Here is a 19,883-nt window from a genome sequence, read left to right on the forward strand (position 1 = left end):
CGACCCAGCACGGGGTTACCCCGCCTCCGGATGTTCATCACCCAATCGGGGCCCGTCTTCGGCTTCTCACCGTCCAGCTGAGGACGAACGGGTTCACACAGCCGCACTACGGTGCAGAAAGGCCAGGAATCTGGGGGTTCCCGAGGCGACGAACCGGCGCCAGGTGGTTGCTCGCCTCCGGCTCTGCGGGCGCCGCCAGACCAGCGGGCACCCCCGGGCCAGCCAACGACTTCGGGGGCTGCTCCACGTCGGCCGGCCCGCCCTGGTCAACGAGGAGGACCGGCGGCTGCTCCGGGCTCCGCCGGCGCTCCGCCCCTCGGCGCGGTGGGACAGCGGTGAGCAGTCGGGATGGGCCCGACCCCGGCGCAGTGACCGGCCGGAGGCCCCCGACCAGGGCGTTGACGATCTCGGCGGCATAAGATCCGTCCGGATCGTAGTCCGGGTCGAAAACGGTCAGCTCGACGCCGAGGCAGTGTGGGGTGGCGACCAGGCCGGCGAGCAGATTCTCCAGTTCGGCGAAGGCGATTCCGCCCGGGTCGGGAGCGTCGACGGCGGGCATAACGGCCGGGTCCAGCACGTCCACATCAACATGCAGCCAGTAGCCGGCGCAGTGGGTGAGCTGGTCGTGCGCCCACTGCGCGGTGCGGGCCGCGCCCTCCGCGCGCAGCGCCGGCACCGGCCGGGTGGTGATCCCGGCAGCCTGGAGGTCGAGCCGATAGTCGTCCTGCGCCCGGATACCCAGCACCACCACGTCGATATCCCGGAAGTACGGCCGCCGGCCTTCAATGGCGGTCAGGTCGAGCTGACCGCGGCCGGTGACCAGGGCCAGCCCCTCACCGGCCGCCGCGCCCACGTATGAGGCGTTACCGGGGTGCCGGAAGTCCGAATGCCCGTCCACGAAGACGAGCCCGACCCGACCACCCACCGCCGCTCCAAGCCGGTGCATGGCCAGCGCCGACCCGAGCACGACCGAGCAGTCCCCACCGAGTACCAGCGGGAACTCACCCCGGTCAATGATCGCTCCGATCCGGTCAGCGAGCGCCACCGAGTAGGTAGCGATCTCATACGCGTGACAGACGCCATCGCCGGGCCGCCAGTCGCCCGGGTCGTACCGGGACGGGGTCAGGCAGCCGGCATCCCGGGCCCGGAGCCGGCCGAGCAGGCCCTGGTCACGCAGGGCGCCAGGAGCCTTACCGCAGCCCGGCACCGAGGTGGGGGTGGGCGGACGCAGCCCGAGGTTGGTGGGCGCGTCGAGGACGGCGATCCGGCGCGTCATGGGCTCCCGTCCTCAAGCTTGTGCGGGCCGGTCGTCACACCGGCCCGCGCCGCCGTGGCTGGTTCAGAACAGGGCGCTGGCCAGTGCCCGACGGGCCAGCGCCACCGCGGAATCGTCGGGACCGGCGATGGTGAAGAGGCCGACGAGGTGCTGACGTACCTTCTCGCGGTCCTCGCCGGCGGTACGGCGAACCAGCCCGACCAGACGTTGGTAGGCCTGTTCCGCCATCCCGCCGAGCACCTCGACATCGGCGGCGAGCAGCTGGGCGTCGACGTCGTCGGTTGCCGCGGCCGCCGCGGTGAGCACCGCCTGCGGGTCAGCACCGGCGACCCGACGGGCAAGCCCGACCTGGGCCAGGCCTGCCTCCGCCGCGGCGTCCGAGGGCGTCTCGGCCAGAATCTTGCGGTACGCCTGCTCCGCGGTGTCCAGGTCGCCGTTGAGCAGCGACTCGTCGGCCTCGTCCAACCGTGGATCGGCCGTCTCGGCCACAGTCGCGCCACCAGCCTTGAGAACCGCCTGGATCCACTGCCGTAGCTGCGCCTCGGGCACCACTCCGGAGAACGCGTCAACCGGCTGGCCGCCGACCACCGCGTAGACCATCGGGATGCCCTGTACCCGGAACATCTGCGCCAGCCGGGGGTTGGCGTCCACGTCGACCTTGGCCAGCACCCAGGCGCCGGCGCCCTCGACGGCGAGCCGCTCGAGTACCGGCGAGAGCTGCTTACAGGGCTCGCACCACTCGGCCCAGAAATCGACGACCACCGGTGTACTGAGCGACCGTTCAAGGACCTCTGCCTGGAAGGTTGCCTCGGAAACATCGATGACGGCGGCAGTGCTCCCGACGCCGTCATCGGACGGGCCGGACTGGGCAGGCGCGGGGGCCGGGGAGGGTGCGGGGGTGCGCAGCGCGCTGAGGTCTACCGCGCCGCGGGTAAAGATCGACGGGGTGATCCGTGGGTCGCTCATGGTTACCTAGTCTCGCACGGGTGACGCCAATCTCCGCCCTTCGGCGACGCCGAAGGTCACGGTTCTCACGCAGGTCACCACACCTGCCCGCCGCGCCTGCGGGATACCGACGGTCAGAAGCGAGCCGGTTCGCGGTAGACACCCCACTCGAGGCGCAGCGCATCGCAGATCTCGCCCAGGGTCGCCTCGGCGCGGACCGCGTCGAGCATGGCCGGGATCATGTTCCCGCTGGTCCGGCTGACCGCGACCATCCGCTCCAACGCCGCGCTGACCTCGGCGTCATCCCGGGCTGCCTTTCGCTCGCCGAGGGTACGCCGCTGCTCCAACTCGACCTCGTGCGAGATCCGCAGGATCTCCAGGTCCTTGGCGACCGTGCCGGTGTGACAGTTGACTCCGACGATCTTCTTCTCGCCCTTCTCCAGCGCCCGCTGGTAGGCGAACGCCGCCTCGGCGATGTGTCCGGTGAACCAACCGTCCTCAATCCCCCGCAGAATTCCCGAGGTCATCGGACCGATCTCGTGCGGCCCCTCGCCACCGAGCTGCCGGATCCGGGCGAAGATCTCCTCCGCCTCGGCCTCGATCTTGTCGGTGAGCGCCTCGACGTACCAGGAGCCGCCCAACGGGTCGGCCACGCTGGTCACCCCGGTCTCCTCCATCAACACCTGCTGGGTCCGCAGGGCGATCTCGGCCGACTCGTCGGTGGGCAGCGCGAGGGTCTCGTCGAGGGCGTTGGTGTGCAGCGAGTTGGTGCCGCCGAGCACGGCCGCGAGGGCCTCCACGGCCGTCCGGACCACGTTGTTGACCGGCTGCTGCGCGGTCAGCGAGACCCCGGCGGTCTGGGTGTGGAAGCGCAGCCACTGCGCCTTCTCGCTCGTGGCACCGTAGACGTCGCGCAGCCAGCGGGCCCAGATCCGGCGCGCGGCACGGAACTTCGCGACCTCCTCGAAGAAGTCCACATGGGAATCGAAGAAGAAGCTCAGGCCCGGGGCGAAGACGTTCACGTCGAGGCCGCGGGAGAGGCCCAGCTCGACGTAGCCGAAGCCGTCGGCGAGGGTGTACGCCAGCTCCTGCGCGGCCGTCGAGCCCGCCTCCCGGATGTGGTAGCCGGAGACGGAGAGCGGCTTGTAGCGGGGAATCTCGCGAGCGCAGTACTCCATCAGGTCGCCGATGAGGCGCAGGTGCGGCTCTGGGTCGAAGAGCCACTCCTTCTGCGCGATGTACTCCTTGAAGATGTCTGTCTGCAGGGTGCCGTCCAGGCGGGAGAGGTCCGCGCCCTGCCGCTCGGCAGCGATCAGATACATGCAGAACACCGGGACGGCCGGCCCGGAGATGGTCATACTCGTCGTGACACCGGCCAGGTCGATGCCGTCGAAGAGCACCTCCATGTCCGCGGCGCTGTCCACCGCGACCCCGCAGTGCCCGACCTCGCCGAGTGACTGCGGGTCATCCGAGTCACGACCCATCAGCGTGGGCATGTCGAAGGCGACGGAGAGCCCGCCGCCCCCCGCGCCCAGGATCATCTTGTAGCGCTCGTTGGTCTGCCGGGCGTTACCGAAACCGGCGAACTGCCGGATGGTCCAGGCCCGCCCCCGGTAGCCGGTCGGGTGTAGACCACGGGTGTACGGGAACTCGCCCGGCCAGCCGATCCGCTCAAAGCCGGGATGATCCACCCCCTCCGGCGGCCCGTACACGGGGGCGACAGTCATCCCGGAGAGCGTGGTGAAGTCGGCGTCCCGTTTGCGCGCGGCATCGTAGCGGTCCTGCCAGCGTCTCCGTCCAGCGGCGATCTCGTCGGCGTTCATCCGCGGGCTCCTCCTCGGGTCTTCGACTCCACCTCCGAGTGTAGAACCCGTCCTGAACGGTCGCTAAGGACGTTCGTACCGGCCGGTAGGGTTACCGGCGCTGTCGCCGGCGATCTGGGCAAGGAGCTGATCAGCCGCCGCGTACGGGTCGAGTGAACCCGCTGCCACCCGGGCAGCGAGCGTCGACAGCTCCGTGCCGTCACGCAGCGAGCCGATTCGGTCCCGGAGCACGCCCAGCGCGATCGCCTCCACCTCTGCGGCGGCCCGGGCCTCCTGGCGACGGCGCAGTTCGCCCCGCTCGACCAGCCAACCCCGGTGCTTGTCGATCGCCGCGGCGACGTCGTTGATCCCCTCGCCACGTACGGCGACAGCGCGTACCACCGCTGGCCGCCACTGCCCCGGCCCTCGCTCCCCCAGTGCGATCATGCCCTGGATGTCCCGGACCGTGGCGTCGGCGCCATCCCGGTCGGCCTTGTTGACCACGAACACGTCGGCAATCTCGAGGATGCCGGCCTTGACCGCCTGGATCGCGTCTCCCATCCCGGGCGCGAGCAGCACGAGCGTGGTGTCCGCGAGCGAGGCGACCTCAACCTCTGCCTGACCCACACCGACGGTCTCCACCAGGACCACGTCGCAGCCGGCGCCCTCCAGCACCCGGACCGCCTGCGGAGTTGCCGCCGAGAGCCCACCGAGGTGGCCCCGACTGGACATGGAACGGATGTAGACACCGGGATCGATGGCATGGTCCTGCATGCGGACCCGGTCGCCGAGAATCGCCCCACCGGTGAAGGGGCTGGACGGGTCGATGGCCAGCACGCCGACTCGGTGTCCCCGAGAGCGCAGCGCTCGCACCAACTCGTTGGTGGTGGTCGACTTACCCACTCCTGGCGAGCCCGTCAGGCCGACCACCTGGGCCTGGCCCGCGTACGGGGCGAAAGCCGCCGCGATCAGCGGCAGCGTCTCGTCCCCGGACTCGACCAGCGTGATAAGCCGGGCGACCGCACGAGGGTCACCCGCGCGGGCCCGATCGACGAGCATGGGTATGTCCCGGCTGCGGCGCACCGGCGGCACGACCGGGACATTGTTGACGGCGTCAGTCATGGTGCCTTTCGTTCCCGACCACGGGGCTCGCCGGTCTGGCTCACCCCTGGCTCTCGGCCCCTGCTGGGACGTGGATGATCAGCGCGTCGCCCTGACCACCACCACCACAGAGCGCCGCCGCGCCGGTGCCGCCACCGCGCCGCTTGAGCTCCAGCGCCAGAGTCAGGACCAGCCGGGCACCGGACATGCCGATCGGATGCCCAAGGGCGATCGCGCCGCCGTTGACGTTGACCTTGTCCGGGCTGACCCCGAGATCACGGGTCGACTGGATGCCCACCTGCGCAAACGCCTCGTTGATCTCGATCAGGTCAAGATCATCGATGGTGAGGCCAGCCTTCCGGAGCGCGTGGCCGATCGCATTGGACGGCTGCGAGTGCAGTGAGTTGTCCGGGCCAGCGACGTTGCCGTGCGCACCGATCTCAGCCAGCCAGGTCAGTCCCAGCTCCTTGGCCTTGGCCTTACTCATCACCACGACGGCAGCAGCCCCATCGGAGATCGGCGACGAGCTGCCGGCGGTGATACTGCCCTCCGGAGCGAAGGCCGGACGCAGCTTCGCCAGCGACTCAGCGGTGGTGTCCGGACGAATACCCTCGTCCTCGCTGATCACCAACGGCTCACCCTTGCGCTGCGGGAGAACGACCGGGGTGATCTCTTCGGTGAAGTGCCCGTTCTTCTGGGCGGCGGCGGCACGCTGGTGGCTTCCCGCGGCGAACGCGTCCTGCTCGGCACGGCTGATCCCCTTGGTGCTGCCGTGCCGCTCGGTCGACTCCCCCATCGAACAGCAGTCCCAGGCGTCGGTGAGCCCGTCGAGGGCCATGTGATCCTTGATCACCACGTCGCCGTACTTGTAGCCGCCCCGCTGCCCCAGCAGCAGATGTGGGGCGTTGGTCATCGACTCCATACCGCCGGCCACGACGATGTCGAACTCCCCAGCCCGGATCAACTGGTCCGCCAGGGCGATGGCATCCAGACCGGAGAGGCAGACCTTGTTGACGGTCAGCGCCGGGACCGAGAGCGGGATGCCCGCCTCGGCAGCCGCCTGCCGGGCCGGAATCTGACCGGCGCCCGCCTGGAGCACCTGCCCCATGATCACGTACTGGACCTGGTCGGGGGCGACCTCGGCACGCTCCAGCGCTGCCTTGATTGCCACGCCACCAAGCCGGGTCGCGGAAAGGTCCTTGAGATTTCCCAGCAGTCGCCCCATCGGGGTTCGAGCGCCGCTGACGATCACCGAAGCCATACCTGCCTCCGAGGGTGCCGACCTGTACGCCTTAACGATTGTTAGGACGAACCTTAGCTTCTGGAAGCAGATCGACGACGGTGACCCCACGCACATCGACGACGCACGGTAGGGCCAACCGGGTGTACGGCCACTCATCAGCCGCCGCACAAGGAGTACGGGATCCCCGCCAGCGACCGCCCGCACAGCGTAGCGGTCCGCGCCCGGTCCCGCGGGGCAGCGACCGCCATGCCCGGGGCACCCCGGCGCCGACCCGGACCGTCGGCGCGAGCAACCGCAGCCGGCAGCTCTCCGCGGCACGGGTCAGCACCCCTCCCGCGGCGTGAGATAGCCGACTGGCCACGCCCCCCGCGCACGCGTTCGGCCAGACTGACGCCATGGCCGAGAATCCCCCCGTCGAGTCCGCTGCGGACCACGGCACAGACATCGGACTACGTCGCATCGACCACGTCGGTATCGCCGTACCCGACCTGGACGAGGCGATCGACTTCTACCAGCGCGCCTTCGGCATGCGGTGCGTACACACCGAGACAAACGAGGAGCAGGGCGTCCGCGAGGCGATGCTGGCGGTCGGCCCGACTGCCGCCGGCGGTTGCGTGCAGCTGCTCGCCCCGCTCTCGCCGGAGTCCACGATCGCGCGGTTCCTCGACCGGCAGGGCCCAGGGATGCAGCAGGTCGCGTACACGGTCACGGACATCGACGTAGCCTGCGCGAAGCTGCGCGAGCGGGGTCTCCGCCTGCTGTATGCGCAGCCGAGGCGGGGTACCGCGAACTCCCGGGTCAACTTCGTCCACCCGAAGGACGCCGGTGGCGTCCTGGTCGAGCTGGTCGAGCCCGCCGCGGACCGCTGAGGCAGGGTGGCCCCCCGCCCCAGATCCCGCCGGGCGGGCCCCCACCACCAAGGCCCCCGAGCTGCCGAGCTGCCGAGCTGCCGAGCTCAACTGTGCGCGGTTTCGCGTCGCACCGGACACCATCACTCGTCAATCGATGCACTTTTTCACACAGTACTTCCGAGGAAAGCTACCGTTCAGTAACGTCCGCCTCCACAGCAGCGCGGTCGATGCCGGATGCGTCGATACCGAGACGGTGACTAACACACCGGGCGCCGACGATGGCATACCCCTGCCGGCCACGCGCGGGGGCGGACGAACGGGAGGTCGAAGTGCAGGACATCCTCGAAACGATCATGGCTGCAGAGGGTTCGGCGCAGCCCGAACGTGAACTCGCTGGTGTTGCCCGGCTCCCGGTTCCGCAGTCCTACCGGGGCGTCGTCGTACGCGCCGAGGAGACACAGATCTTCGACGGAATGGCCACCCGGGACAAGGACCCCCGCAAGGCGCTGCACGTCCAGGATGTGCCGACCCCGCAACCCGGCCCCGGCGAGGCGCTGGTCGCGGTAATGGCCAGCGCCATCAACTACAACACAGTGTGGACGAGCATCTTCGAACCGCTGCCGACCTTCAAGTTCCTCCAGCGCTACGGCCGGCTCTCCGAGCTGACCAAGCGACACGACCTGCCGTACCACGTGGTCGGTTCGGATGCAGCCGGCGTCGTGCTGCGCACCGGGCCTGGCGTGACCCGGTGGCGGGCCGGCGACGAGGTCGTCGCCCACTGCCTCTCGGTGGAGCTGGAGGAGGCCGCCGGACACGACGACACCATGCTCGACCCACAGCAGCGGATCTGGGGCTTCGAGACCAACTTCGGCGGTCTGGCCGAGCTGGCCATCGTCAAGGCCAACCAGCTCATGCCGAAGCCCCGCCACCTCAGCTGGGAGGAGGCGGCGAGCCCGGGGCTGGTCAACTCCACCGCGTACCGGCAGCTCGTCTCCCACCACGGCGCCAACATGAAGCAGGGGGATGTCGTGCTGATCTGGGGGGCCTCCGGCGGCCTGGGCAGCTACGCCACCCAGATGGCGCTCACCGGCGGGGCGATTCCGGTCTGCGTGGTCTCCTCGCCGGAAAAGGCGGAGCTGTGCCGGCGGATGGGCGCGGAGCTGGTGATCGACCGAGCCGCCGAAGGCTTCCGGTTCTGGAAGGACGAGCAGACCCAGGACCCGGACGAGTGGCGCCGCTTCGGTGAACGTATTCGCGAGCTGACCGGCGGCGAGGACCCCGACATCGTCTTCGAGCACCCCGGGCGGGAGACCTTTGGAGCCAGCGTCTTCGTCACCAAACGCGGTGGCACCGTGGTCACCTGCGCTTCGACCAGTGGCTACCAACACCAGTACGACAACCGCTACCTCTGGATGCACCTGAAGCGGATCGTCGGCAGCCACTTCGCGAACTACCGGGAGGCGTGGGAGGCGAACCGGCTGATCGCCCTCGGCAAGATCCACCCAACCGTGTCGAAGACCTACAGCCTGGAGCAGACCGGCCAGGCCGCGTATGAGGTGCACCGGAACGCACACCAGGGCAAGGTCGGGGTCCGCTGCCTTGCTCCGACGGACGGCCTCGGTGTGCGCGATCCTGAGTTCCGAGGGCGACACGAGGCGGGGATCAACCGGTTCCGCGGTCACTGACCACACGGGCGAGGGGCGCCACCAATGTGGCGGCTGGATTGCCTTTCCATTCGCTGGGCTGGGACGCCCATTCGCACGACACCGTCTCACCCGATACCACCTCAGAACGGAATGGGGCCGTGGGTCCTTGCTCGCGGCCCCATTCTGGAGCGCCACTTCAGACCGTCACAGCGTCCGGGAGCTGCCAAGATCGCCGATTGGTCCGGACGCTGCGACCCGACTGGGTTGACCATGTAATGAGGACGTCAAAGGTCGGGGCACTCTTGCGAAGGCCCCCAGGTCGTCTGCCAGTATGTCCCAATGCCCCAGCAGCAGTCCTCCCCTCTTGCGTTCTTCGATAATGCGAACAGCCAGCCGGACTTCACCGTCGGCCTACGTGGTTACAACACCGGGCAGGTTGACGACTTCCTTGGTCGGCTGACGGCCGCGCTGACCCAGTCCGAGCAGGCCCGTGCCGAGGCCGAGCAGCGGATGAACGACGCGCAGCGTCGGCTCCGCCAGGCCGAGCAGCGGATGACCGCCCTCGACCAGAAGCTCTCCGAGGCCAGCAAGCAACTCGAAGAGAACAATCGGCCGACCCTCTCCGGCCTCGGTACCCGCGTCGAGCAGATCCTCCGGCTTGCCGAGGAACAGGCCAACGACCACCGCAGCGACGCGAAGCGTGAGTCCGAGGGCATTCTCTCCGCCGCCCGCCTCGAGGCCCGGGAGATCACTGACAAGGCGCGGGCCGAGGTGGCGGCGATGAAGGCCACCGCGGAGCGGGAGGCGGGCAACGTCCGCACCGCAGCGGAGCGGGAGGCCGCCGAGGTCCGCGTCCAGGCCCGCCGCGAGGCCGACACCCTGCGCTCCGACGCCGATCGGGAGACCAAGCAGCTGCGCACCGTGACCGCGCACGAGGTCGCCGAGCTGAAGTCCACCGTCGAGCGGGAGGTGTCCACCCTCCGCGCGACCGCGGAGCGGGAGATCACCCAGCAGCGGGCGAAGGCCGCCCGCGAGGCCGAGGAGAAGCGCGCCGAGGCGACGAAGCTCCTCACCGATGCACGCGACAAGCGCGACAAGGACCTCCAGGCCCTTGAGCTGCAGCTGGCCGAGCGGCGGGAGAAGGCCGAGCGCGAGGAGTCGGAGCGGCACGCAACCCAGGTCGCCCAGACCCAGAAGTTGGTCAACGAGGCCGAGGAGCGGGCACGGGCTGCCCAAGAGCGGGCCAAGGAGATCGAGCAGCGCGCCGAAGCGCGGCGGGTCGAGTCGGAACGCACCGCCCACGACACGGTCGAAGAGGCCAAGTCGGTCGCCGAAAAGAGTCTGAACGAAGCGAAGACCGAGGCGGAGCGCCTGCTCACCGAGGCCCGCACCGAGGCCGACCTGGCTACTCAGACGGCACGCCGCGAGGTCGAGGATCTGACCCGTCAGAAGGACGCGGTCACCTCCCAGCTCGGCCAGATGCTCTCCGGGCTCGCCGGCATCGTCCCGGGCACGGGACCGGACGCCTCCGCTGCGGCAGCCGTGGCAGCGGCCGCCACGGAGACGAAGACAAAGGCCGCGGCGGAGACGGAGCACCGCAAGAGCGCCGAATCCTCCAGCTGACCAGCTCAGCTGGGGCCTGTTCCACCGCGCGGGGCGATGCTGGATATCCGGTGTCGCCCCGCGCCGTACGCCGTTCCGAGTCCGGATCGCACCGGTTGAACCGCTGCATCCGACGAGTCCGTATCGCCCCAAGAGGGCCAATTGCGTGTGAGGATGGGGGCATGTCGAACGGCGAGGAACTGTTCGCTCTCGGCGGGGATGTGACCACGGAGCCCAGCTTCGAGGCCGGCCTGCGGGGGTACGTGAAGGGACAGGTCGACCGGTACGTCGCTCGCGCCGAGCACGAGATCGCCACCCTGACCGCCGAGCGAGAGCAGGCCTACACCCAAATTCACAAGCTGGCCGGCCAGGTGGAAGTGCTCCAGCGGGATCTCGCCCAGGTGCGCAAGCAGGTCGGCATGGTGGACCGCGCCTCCTTCCGGCACCTTGGACCCCGCGTCGAGCAGGTCCTCACCCTCGCTGAGGAACAGGCCGATGAGATCCTTGCCGCCGCGAACAAGGAGATCGAGTCCCGCCGAGCCGCCGCCGAGCACCTCATCGACGAGGCGCGGGCGGAGGCGGCCACAGCACTCAAGGACTTCGAGCTGGCGCTGGCCGCCCGCCGCGCCGAGGAGGAGCGGCACACCGCAGCCCGGAAGGCGGAAGCAGACGCCATGGTCCGGGCCGCCACGGAACAGGCAGACGCCACCGTCAAGGCCGCCACCGAACAAGCAGACGCCACCGTCAAGGCCGCCACCGAACAAGCAGACGCCACCGTCAAGGCCGCCACCGAGGAAGCAGACACCGCCGTCCGGGCCGCCACCGAACAAGCAGACACCGCGGTCCGGGCCGCCACCGAGGAAGCCGCCCGACTACGCAAGACCGCGACCGAACAAGCAGACACCGCGGTCAAGGCCGCCACCGAGGAAGCCGCCCGACTACGCAAGACCGCGCAGGAGGCGCTGGCGAAGGCCCAGCAGGAAGCTACCCAGCTGCGGGACACCGCGAAAGAGGTGCACACGCGGGCCCAGCAGGAGGCGACGAAGCTGCGCGAAGCGGCCCGCGAGGCGCAGGCCAAAGCCCAGCAAGAGGCAACCGAGCTGCGGGAGAGCGCCAAGGAGGTGCACGCCAAGGCGCAGGAGGAGGCCGGGCGCCTCGTGGGGCAGGCGACCGAGGCGAGCCGGGCTACCCACGCCAAGGCCCAGCAGGAGGCCAAGCAGATCATCGACGACGCCAGCATCGCCGGCCGGACCACCCACAACAAGGCCCGTCAGGAGGCGGAGCGGCTTTCCAAACAGGCCGCCGACGCGGCGAAGCGCCAGCGCGCCGAGGCCGAGGCGTACGCGCAGCAGACGCGCACCGAGACCGAGGCGTATGCCCGGCAGACCCGGGCTCAGACACAGCAGGAGCTGGGAGCCTGGCGGGCGGGGGTGGAAAAGGAGGTCAACAACCGCCGAGCGGCGGCAGACCAGGAGTTGGCCCAGCGTCGCGCCGTCGACGACCAGGAGTTTGCCAGCCGCCGCGACGAGTTGGAGAAGCGGCACGCGTCACGGCACGCCGAGCTGGAGCAGCAGTACACATCCCGACAGCAGGAGCTGGAGACCGGGTTCACGACCCGACAGCAGGAGCTGGAGACCGGGTTCACGACCCGACAGCAGGAGCTGGAGACCGGGTTCGCCACCCTTCAGCAGGAGCTGGAGACCGGGTTCGCCACCCGACAGCAGGAGCTGGAGACCGGGTTCACCACCCGACAGCAGGAGCTGGAGACCGAGTTCACCTCGCGCAAGACCGAGTTGGAGTCCACGTACACGGCCCGCCGAAACGAAATCGAGGGTGCCGCCGAGAGCATCCGGCGGACCGCCGAGCAGGACGCCGGGGCCCTACGCGAGCGTGCGGAACAGGAAGCGTCGGAGCTGCTCAGCCAGGCTGAGGAGGCGGCGGCCGAGCAGCGCCGCTCCGCTGACGAGTACGTCGCCACCTCCCGCCGCCAGTTCGAGGAGTACGCCGCTACCACCCAACAGGCCCTGGCCACCACCCAGCAGCACCTGGCGGCGACGCAACAGGAGGCCGCAACCGGCCGGCAGCAGCTCGCCCAGGTGATGCTGGAGATCGCGCAAGCGCAGCAGCAGCTCGCTGATCTGCGGCAGGAGACCTGGCGATCGCGCCAGGAGTCCGACGACTTGCGGCGGCAGGTGACGGAGCTTCGGCTGGAGTTGACCGATGCGGCGAAGCCCGCCCCGGTCGGCCCCGCGGGCAGCGATTCCGACAGCAGTCGGGCACCCACGGCCGTACCGGCGCCGCCAGATGGGGACCGGGCCGGGGTGGGCAAGGTCGAGCCGGCGGAGGCCGGCCAGCCGGCCCGTGGGCGGATCGAGCCGGCGGTCGACGAGTCCGCGAAGGGCAGTGTGAAGTCGGTCACCACGAAGGACGGTGATGAGGCCAGCGCCGGGGTAGACGGTGAGCCGACCGTCGCGGCCGTACCGGGTGAAGGGGGTCGGGCAGCCGCCCCAACAAAGATCACCAGCACCGGCGAGAACACCAGCCGGCCGGCAAAGCCGACCACCGACGAGCGCAGCTCCAAGCCGAGCAAGGTCGTCGTTGACAAGGACTGAGCAGACCGGCAGGACGGCGATTCCGAGCCAGGATCGCTGCTGCCGACGGCTGAGCGAGGCATGGCGGGCCGGCCGCGGCGCTGGGCGGACGGCCTGAGCTCCGGTGGCACCGGGCGAGCCGGATTCGCCGGGACCGACCGGTCGACCGGGCCGGCCGGCCGGCGACCAGCCGGCGGCGCCGGAACCGCCCGCCGCGGCAGCTCCGACTCCCGGCGACGCCACCGCGGTCGACAACGCGTCCGCCGAGCCCTCGATCCCACCCGAGGCGCAGCAGCACCGAGCCAGCCAGGGGTCTGGGCGGTTCGGTGTGCCGGGGCGGCCCCTGCGACGTAACAGCTTCCTCGTCGGCCTCACCGGCGGTCTCGGCGCGCTGCTGGCCTACGCCCTCTTCCTCGGCCTCCGCAACGCCGCCGGCCTACTCGTCCCCGTAGTGATCGCGGTCTTCCTCGCCGTCGGGCTCTATCCGGCGGTGGCGCGGCTACGCCGGCTCGGGCTGCCCCACGGGCTGGCGGTCGCGGTCGTCATGCTGACCCTGCTCCTCCTGTTCTGTAGCGGCGTGGTCGCCCTGGTGCCACCGGTCGTCACCCAGTCCAACCAGTTCATCGAACAGTTCCCCAGCTATCTGGAAGCGCTACAGCGCAACGAGACCGTCAACGAGCTGATCGAACGGTACGACCTGGTGGAACGGGCCCAGCAGGCCGCGGACACCGACGCCCTCGGCCAGGCACTCGGCGGAGTACTCGGCGGCGCCCAGCTCATCTTCGGCACCGCCTTTCGGACCCTGACCGTACTCGTACTCACCACCTACTTCCTGGCGTACTTCAACCGACTACGGTCGCTCGGGTACGCGCTCGTTCCCCGGTCCCGTCGGGATCGGGTACGCCTCATCGGCGACGAAATCATCGTCAAGGTCGGCGCGTACATCGTCGGGGCGCTCATCATCGCCATCCTCGCCGGCACGACCACCTTCGTCTTCGCGTTGATTGCCGAGTTGCCGTACCCGTTCGCCCTGGCCGTCGTGGTCGCGGTGACCGACCTGATCCCGCAGATCGGTGCCACGCTCGGGGCGGTGATCGTGAGCCTGGTCGGCTTCGCCACTGATCTACCGGTAGGGATCGCCTGCGTGTTGTTCTTCCTCATCTACCAGCAGGTGGAGAACTACCTGATCTACCCCAAGGTGATGCGCCGGTCGGTGCAGGTCAACGAGGTAGCCGCCCTGGTGGCGGCGCTGCTCGGCGTCGCCCTGATCGGCGTGGTCGGCGCCCTCATCGCGATCCCCACCGTCGCGGCGTTCCAGCTGATCCTGCGCGAGGTGGTCATCCCACGCCAGGATTCCCGCTAGTCTGCCGCTGGCCCCGGCACCGGCCGGTCGGCGAAGGCCGCCACCGTGCGATCGGCGTACGCGCTGACATCGCCGGTCTCCAGCGGGCCGTCCCAGGTGGTCGGCAGCGGCACGGGGACGGAGGGGTTGACCCGCCGGACGATCTCGTCGAGGACGGTCTCGGCGTCACCGACCCACAGGTGTTTGGCGCCGGGCACTCCGACCACCTCAGCCTGCGGTACGGCCGCGAAGCGTTCCCGCGCCTCCTCGGGCCGCAGGTAGTCGTCGAACTCCGGCACCAGCGCCGTCATCGGCTTGCCGGCGGCAGCCCAGTTCGCCAGGTCTCCGGGGCCGGAGAACCGCAGCGGCGGGGAGAGCAGGAGGGCGCCCGCCACCGCCGGGTCACAGCCATACCGCAGAGTCAGGTCGGTGCCGAACGACCAACCCAGCAGCCAGATCTCCGGCAGCTCGTGGAACTCCGCGTACTCGATGGCGGCGGCGACGTCGTACCGCTCGCCGACCGCGTTGTCGAATGTCCCCGCGCTGGTACCGCGCATGCTGGTCGTGCCCCGGGTGTTGAAGCGCAGCACCGCCAGGTCGGCCAGGGCCGGCAGGCGCCAGGCGGCCTTGCGGAACACGTGGCTGTCCATCATCCCGCCATGGGTGGGCAGCGGATGCAGGCAGACCAGCGTAGCGACCGGCGCGCGGTCGGCCGGGCGGGCCAGCTCACCGACGAGACGCAGCCCGTCGGCGGTGTGCAGCTCAATCTCCTCCCGGCGGCCGGGCAGGATCGACGAGGCGCGGATAGGTGTGCTCACCCGACCAGTCTCCCCCGTCACCGGGCCGGCAACCCGGCCGGGGGGCGGGAAGACGGTGATCCAGATCGCGCCTCAGCCGTGGCGAGGCGCGCTGCGGCCCCGTTGCACGATCGGTGCCCGCCGGTCCCGGGCCCGCCAACAGCCGCTGTGCCAGTGCCGGCGGTCGGTCAGGTCTCCCCACCCCTGAGCGGGCCACACCACGACATGCGCCACACCAGGCCGGATCTCCTGGTCGCAGCCAGGGCAACGGTAGGTCTTCACCGACGCGCCACCGCTGATCAACCGGACCTGCCAGTCGCCGTCCCGCCACTGCTGCACCGACTCGGCCCCCTGTCGAAGCCGTGCGGAGTCCAGCTGCCCGCTCTCATCCCGGCGGGATCGGTTACGACGAGGGCTCACACCTCCAGCGTACGGTGGGACGCCGCCGTACGGCGTGGACGGGGGCCGGCGGTGCGGCCGGCGGTGCACCAGCCCCACTGCTCAGCGGCGGGTGTGATCGCGGAAGCCCCGGCCAGCCTTCCGGCCCAGGTAGCCGGCGGTGACCAGGTGCTCCAGCAGCGGAGCGGGGGCGAACCCCGGCTCACGCAGCTCCAGGTACAGCTCTCGCTGGATCGCCAGGGACACGTCGAGGCCGACCACGTCGAGCAACTCGAACGGGCCCATCGGGTACCCACAGCCGAGCTTCATCGCATGGTCGATGTCGTCAGCGGTCGAGTAGCTCGCCTCCAGCATCTTCACCGCGTCGTTGAGGTACGGGAAGAGCAGCGCGTTGACGATGAACCCGGAGCGGTCACCGCAGACCACACCGGTCTTGCCCAGCTCCCCGCAGACCGCCTTCACGGTGGCGGTGGTCTCCGCCGACGTACGGATGGTCTGCACGATCTCCACCAGCGGCATGACCGGCGCTGGGTTGAAGAAGTGCAGGCCCACCACGTCCGCCGGACGCTGGGTGGCCATCGCGATATCGATCACCGGCAGCGACGAGGTGGTGGTGGCGAGAACGACACCGGGCTTGCAGATCTCGTCGAGGCTGGCGAAGAGCGCCTTCTTGACACTCAGCTCCTCGATGACCGCCTCGACCACCAGGTCGACGTCGGCGAGGTGCTCCAACGTGGCGGACCAGGTGATCCGGCCCAGCGCGGCGTCCCGGTCGGCCTCACTCAGCTTGCCCCGCACCACGCCCTTGTTGAGCGAGGTCTTGACCGCCTCGAAGAGCTTGGCGGACTTCTCCGCCCCCCGGGTCACCGAGACCACCTCGTAGCCGGCCTTGGCGAACACTTCGATGATGCCGGTCGCCATCGTCCCGGAACCGACCACACCGACCTTCGCGATGCCACGCGCGCCGGCGTCGAGCGTCGACTCCGCGCTCACCGGCGTCTGCTCGTCCGGTACGACCGCCGGCGAACCGGGCCGCTCGTAGGTGTAGAAGCCACGCCCTGACTTCCGACCGAGCAGACCGGCGGTGACCATCTGCTTGATCAGCGGCACCGGGGCGTGTCGCCGGTCCCGGCCGCCCCGCCGGTACATCGTGTCCAGAATCTCGTACGCGGTGTCCAGGCCGATCAGATCCATCAACGCCAAGGGGCCCATCGGCAGACCACAGCCGAGCTTCATCGCCGCGTCGATGTCCTCCCGGCTGGCATACCGCGCCTCAACCATGCTGACCGCATGGTTGAGGTAGCCGAAGAGGAGGGCGTTGGCGATGAAGCCAGCTCGATCGTTGATCGTCACATCGACCTTGCCCAGCCGCGCGCAGAGTCCCTCCACGTCGGCGACCACCTCGGCCGAGGTGACCACCGTCCGGACGATCTCAACCAGCTTCATGACCGGCGCCGGGTTGAAGAAGTGGATGCCGATGACCTGGTTGGGGCGGGTCGTGGCCACCGAGATTTCGGTTACTGACAGCGACGAGGTGTTGGTGGCCAGGATCGTCTCGGGCTTGCAGATCCGGTCCAGCTCCGCGAAAATCCGCTGCTTCAGATCGAGGTGCTCGGGAACGGCCTCGATCACCAGGTCGACCGAGTGCAGGGCCTCCAGCCCGACCTGCCAGTTGACGCGGGCCAGGAGCGCGTCCCGGTCGGCCGCCGCGAGCTTGCCCTTGGCGACCGCCCGGTCGGTCGAGCCGGTCAGGGTGGCACGGCCGCGCTCCAGCGCCGCCTCGGTCACCTCGACCGCGACGACGTCGATGCCATTTCGGGCGAAGACTTCGACGATGCCGGCACCCATGGTGCCCAGACCCACCACACCCACACTGGCGAACTCGCGCGTCACGCCAAGCCTCCCTGATCAGCTCCATGCAGCCGGCGTCAACGGCCGCCAAGGTATGCGCGCGAGTCTGCCATGTGCCGCAGGGTTGTCGAGATGCCGTGGGGTATGTCACGGTGCCGGCCTGACAGCAAGCGGACGTCGCCAGCCCTACCGATGAGTAGCAAGCCGGGTCTAGACTTCCGCCATGACGGCTGTATATGTCCCTGGCACCCCGGTGATCGAGGATGGTCGACTCGTGTCGACGAACCCGGCGACCGGCGCGGAGGCGGGGCGCCTGCCGGTCGCGTCCCCCACCGATGTCGAAGCGACCGTCGCCCGGGCCCGCGCCGCCGGCGGGTGGTGGGCCGGGCTGGGCGTCGCCGCCCGACGGGAACGGCTGTTGCGCTGGCGGACCCGGCTGGCGTCCCGCATCGAGGAGCTCGCCGAGCTGGTGCATGTCGAGGGCGGCAAGCCGGTCGCCGAGGCGGTCATCGAGGTGGTCACCGCCGTCGAGCACCTCGACTGGGCCGCGCGCAACGCCAAACGTGTGCTCGGTCCCCGCCGGGTACGGACCCGGCTGATGCTGGCGGAGTTCTCCGCCCACCTGGAATACCAGCCGTACGGTGTGGTCGGCGTGATCGGTCCGTGGAACTATCCCGTGTTCACCCCGATCGGCTCCATCGCCTACGCCCTGGCCGCGGGTAACGCCGTGGTCCTCAAGCCCAGCGAGTACACCCCGGCCGTCGGACAGTGGCTGGTTGACAGCTTCGCGGAGGTCGTCCACGAGGAGCCGGTGTTCTCCGCGGTGCACGGCCTCGGTGAGGTCGGCGCGGCGCTGTGCCGGTCCGGGGTCGACAAGGTGGCGTTCACCGGGTCCACAGCGACTGGTCGAAAGGTGATGGCCGCCTGCGCCGAGTCCCTGACCCCCGTCCTGATCGAGGCAGGCGGAAAGGACGCGATGATCGTCGACACCGACGCCGATCTGGACGCCGCGGCCGCGGCAGCCGTCTGGGGCGGGTTCACCAACGCCGGGCAGACCTGTATCGGCATCGAGCGGGTCTACGCCGTCGAGGGGGTCTTCGACGGCTTCGTCGACCGAGTGGTGCAGCGGGCCGAACGACTCACCGTGGGTGCCGACGGCACCGACATCGGTCCGATCACCATGCCCAGCCAGCTGGAGGTGATCCGCCGACACATCGACGACGCGCTGGCCCGCGGCGGCCGGGCGGTGCTCGGCGGGGCAGACGCGGTGCAGCCGCCGTACGTGCGGCCGACCGTGCTGGTGGACGTGCCGGAGGACTCGGCCGCCATACGCGAGGAAACCTTCGGCCCCACCCTGACCATCAACCGGGTCCGTGACGTTGACGAGGCGGTCGCCCGCACCAACGCACTGCGCTACGGGCTCGGCGGTTCGGTCTTCGGCCGGCGCCGGGCCATGGCGGTCGCGCAGCGCCTGCGCTCCGGAATGGCCTCGGTGAACTCGGCCCTGACCTTCGCCGGGATGTCCACCCTGCCCTTCGGCGGCGTGGGTGACTCCGGGTTCGGGCGTATCCACGGCGCGGACGGGCTACGGGAGTTCGCGCAACCCAAGGCCATCACCCGCCGCCGGGCCCGGTCGCTGCTACCCGCGACGACCTTCGACCGCACCGACGCGGACATCGCCCGCCTGGTCAAGATCGTCAAGCGCTTCTACGGCCGCTGAGCAGCCCGAGGCCCCCTACCCCGGGCTGCGGCCGGACTCAGAACAGGGTCAGCTCGTCCCGCTCGATGCCACGCAGCCTGTCGTAGTCGACGACCACGCAGCGGATCCCCCGGTCGGTAGCGAGCACCCGCGCCTGGGGCTTGATCTCCTGCGCGGCGAAAACGCCCTGCACCGGCGCGAGCAGTGGGTCCCGGTTGAGTAGTTCCAGGTAACGGGTCAGCTGCTCCACACCGTCGATCTCGCCGCGGCGCTTCACCTCGACCGCGACGGCGCCCTGCTCCGCGTCCCGGCACAACAGGTCCACCGGGCCGATCGCTGTCATGTACTCCCGGCGGACCAGCGTGAAACCCTCACCCAGCGTCTCCGGGCTGGCCGCCAGCAGTTCCTGAAGGTGCGCCTCCACGCCGTCCTTACGCAGGCCCGGGTCGACACCCAGCTCGTACGCGGTGTCCTGGAAGACCTCCTCCAGGGTGATCCGCAGCTCCTCACCGGCCTTGTTGACCACCCGCCAGACGCCCGGGGCCTCCTCCAACCGACACGGCGGGCTCATCCAGTTCAGCGGCTTGTAGGCCCGGTCGTCGGCGTGGATCGACACCGACCCGTCCGCCTTCACCATCACCAGACGGGTGGCTGGCGGCAGGTGAGCCGAGAGCCGTCCAACGTAGTCCACAGAGCACTTCGCAATCACCAACCGCACCCGACGAGGGTAACGGAGAT

The 19,883-nt window shown here is 69.9% G+C and carries 15 protein-coding genes; 6 read left to right on the forward strand and 9 right to left on the reverse strand.

Annotation, left to right across the window (positions count from 1 at the left end):
- Positions 1-106: 106 nt before the first annotated feature.
- The 5 genes from STROP_RS18130 to STROP_RS18150 all read right to left on the reverse strand — a co-directional run bounded on the left by STROP_RS18130 (position 107) and on the right by STROP_RS18150 (position 6,385).
- Complete coding sequence (locus tag STROP_RS18130; RefSeq protein ID WP_012014812.1) at positions 107-1,276, reverse strand: arginase family protein; 1,170 nt, start codon at positions 1,274-1,276, stop codon at positions 107-109.
- 63 nt (positions 1,277-1,339) lie between these two features.
- Positions 1,340-2,242, reverse strand: a complete 903-nt coding sequence (locus tag STROP_RS18135; protein ID WP_012014813.1) for a tetratricopeptide repeat protein — start codon at positions 2,240-2,242, stop codon at positions 1,340-1,342.
- A gap of 113 nt (positions 2,243-2,355) precedes the next feature.
- Positions 2,356-4,044, reverse strand: coding sequence for a coenzyme B12-dependent isobutyryl-CoA mutase large subunit (locus tag STROP_RS18140; protein ID WP_012014814.1), 1,689 nt, complete (start codon positions 4,042-4,044; stop codon positions 2,356-2,358).
- Positions 4,045-4,107: 63 nt separating this feature from the next.
- Positions 4,108-5,145, reverse strand: a complete 1,038-nt coding sequence (gene meaB / locus STROP_RS18145; protein WP_012014815.1) for a methylmalonyl Co-A mutase-associated GTPase MeaB — start codon at positions 5,143-5,145, stop codon at positions 4,108-4,110.
- 40 nt (positions 5,146-5,185) lie between these two features.
- Complete coding sequence (locus STROP_RS18150) at positions 5,186-6,385, reverse strand: acetyl-CoA C-acetyltransferase (RefSeq protein ID WP_012014816.1); 1,200 nt, start codon at positions 6,383-6,385, stop codon at positions 5,186-5,188.
- Positions 6,386-6,762: 377 nt separating this feature from the next.
- Here STROP_RS18150 and mce point away from each other — a divergent pair, with 377 nt between their 5' ends.
- The 5 genes from mce to STROP_RS18175 all read left to right on the forward strand — a co-directional run bounded on the left by mce (position 6,763) and on the right by STROP_RS18175 (position 14,420).
- Entirely contained in the window at positions 6,763-7,236 is a 474-nt protein-coding gene (mce, locus tag STROP_RS18155; RefSeq protein WP_012014817.1) for a methylmalonyl-CoA epimerase, read from the forward strand.
- A gap of 311 nt (positions 7,237-7,547) precedes the next feature.
- Positions 7,548-8,903: a crotonyl-CoA carboxylase/reductase gene (gene ccrA / locus STROP_RS18160; protein ID WP_026275117.1), complete on the forward strand. Its 1,356-nt coding sequence runs from the start codon at positions 7,548-7,550 to the stop codon at positions 8,901-8,903.
- Between the two features lie 300 nt (positions 8,904-9,203).
- The gene (locus tag STROP_RS18165; protein ID WP_012014819.1) at positions 9,204-10,487 is read left to right on the forward strand and encodes a DivIVA domain-containing protein; all 1,284 of its coding nucleotides are present in this window, start codon (positions 9,204-9,206) and stop codon (positions 10,485-10,487) included.
- A gap of 161 nt (positions 10,488-10,648) precedes the next feature.
- Positions 10,649-13,078, forward strand: coding sequence for a hypothetical protein (locus STROP_RS18170; RefSeq protein ID WP_012014820.1), 2,430 nt, complete (start codon positions 10,649-10,651; stop codon positions 13,076-13,078).
- A gap of 103 nt (positions 13,079-13,181) precedes the next feature.
- On the forward strand, positions 13,182-14,420 hold the full coding sequence (locus STROP_RS18175; RefSeq protein ID WP_012014821.1) for an AI-2E family transporter: 1,239 nt from the start codon (positions 13,182-13,184) through the stop codon (positions 14,418-14,420).
- Here STROP_RS18175 and STROP_RS18180 read toward each other — a convergent pair.
- The 3 genes from STROP_RS18180 to STROP_RS18190 form a co-directional block, all read right to left on the reverse strand.
- On the reverse strand, positions 14,417-15,217 hold the full coding sequence (locus STROP_RS18180; RefSeq protein WP_012014822.1) for an alpha/beta hydrolase: 801 nt from the start codon (positions 15,215-15,217) through the stop codon (positions 14,417-14,419). The two genes, STROP_RS18175 and STROP_RS18180, sit on opposite strands and share 4 nt — an antisense overlap.
- A 72-nt stretch (positions 15,218-15,289) precedes the next feature.
- Positions 15,290-15,616 carry a hypothetical protein gene (locus STROP_RS18185; protein WP_051084462.1) on the reverse strand — a complete coding sequence of 109 codons (327 nt, stop codon included), beginning with the start codon at positions 15,614-15,616 and terminating at the stop codon, positions 15,290-15,292.
- Positions 15,617-15,697: 81 nt separating this feature from the next.
- Positions 15,698-17,488 (reverse strand): 3-hydroxyacyl-CoA dehydrogenase family protein, encoded by a 1,791-nt coding sequence (locus tag STROP_RS18190; protein WP_012014824.1) that lies wholly within the window; start codon positions 17,486-17,488, stop codon positions 15,698-15,700.
- 181 nt (positions 17,489-17,669) lie between these two features.
- Here STROP_RS18190 and STROP_RS18195 point away from each other — a divergent pair, with 181 nt between their 5' ends.
- Positions 17,670-19,166 carry an aldehyde dehydrogenase family protein gene (locus STROP_RS18195; protein WP_026275717.1) on the forward strand — a complete coding sequence of 499 codons (1,497 nt, stop codon included), beginning with the start codon at positions 17,670-17,672 and terminating at the stop codon, positions 19,164-19,166.
- Positions 19,167-19,203: 37 nt separating this feature from the next.
- Here STROP_RS18195 and nucS read toward each other — a convergent pair whose 3' ends face one another.
- Positions 19,204-19,863 (reverse strand): endonuclease NucS, encoded by a 660-nt coding sequence (gene nucS / locus STROP_RS18200; RefSeq protein WP_012014826.1) that lies wholly within the window; start codon positions 19,861-19,863, stop codon positions 19,204-19,206.
- Positions 19,864-19,883 lie beyond the last annotated feature (20 nt).

Origin of the sequence: Salinispora tropica CNB-440 (assembly GCF_000016425.1) — a bacterium.
Taxonomy (GTDB): Bacteria; Actinomycetota; Actinomycetes; order Mycobacteriales; family Micromonosporaceae; genus Micromonospora; species Micromonospora tropica.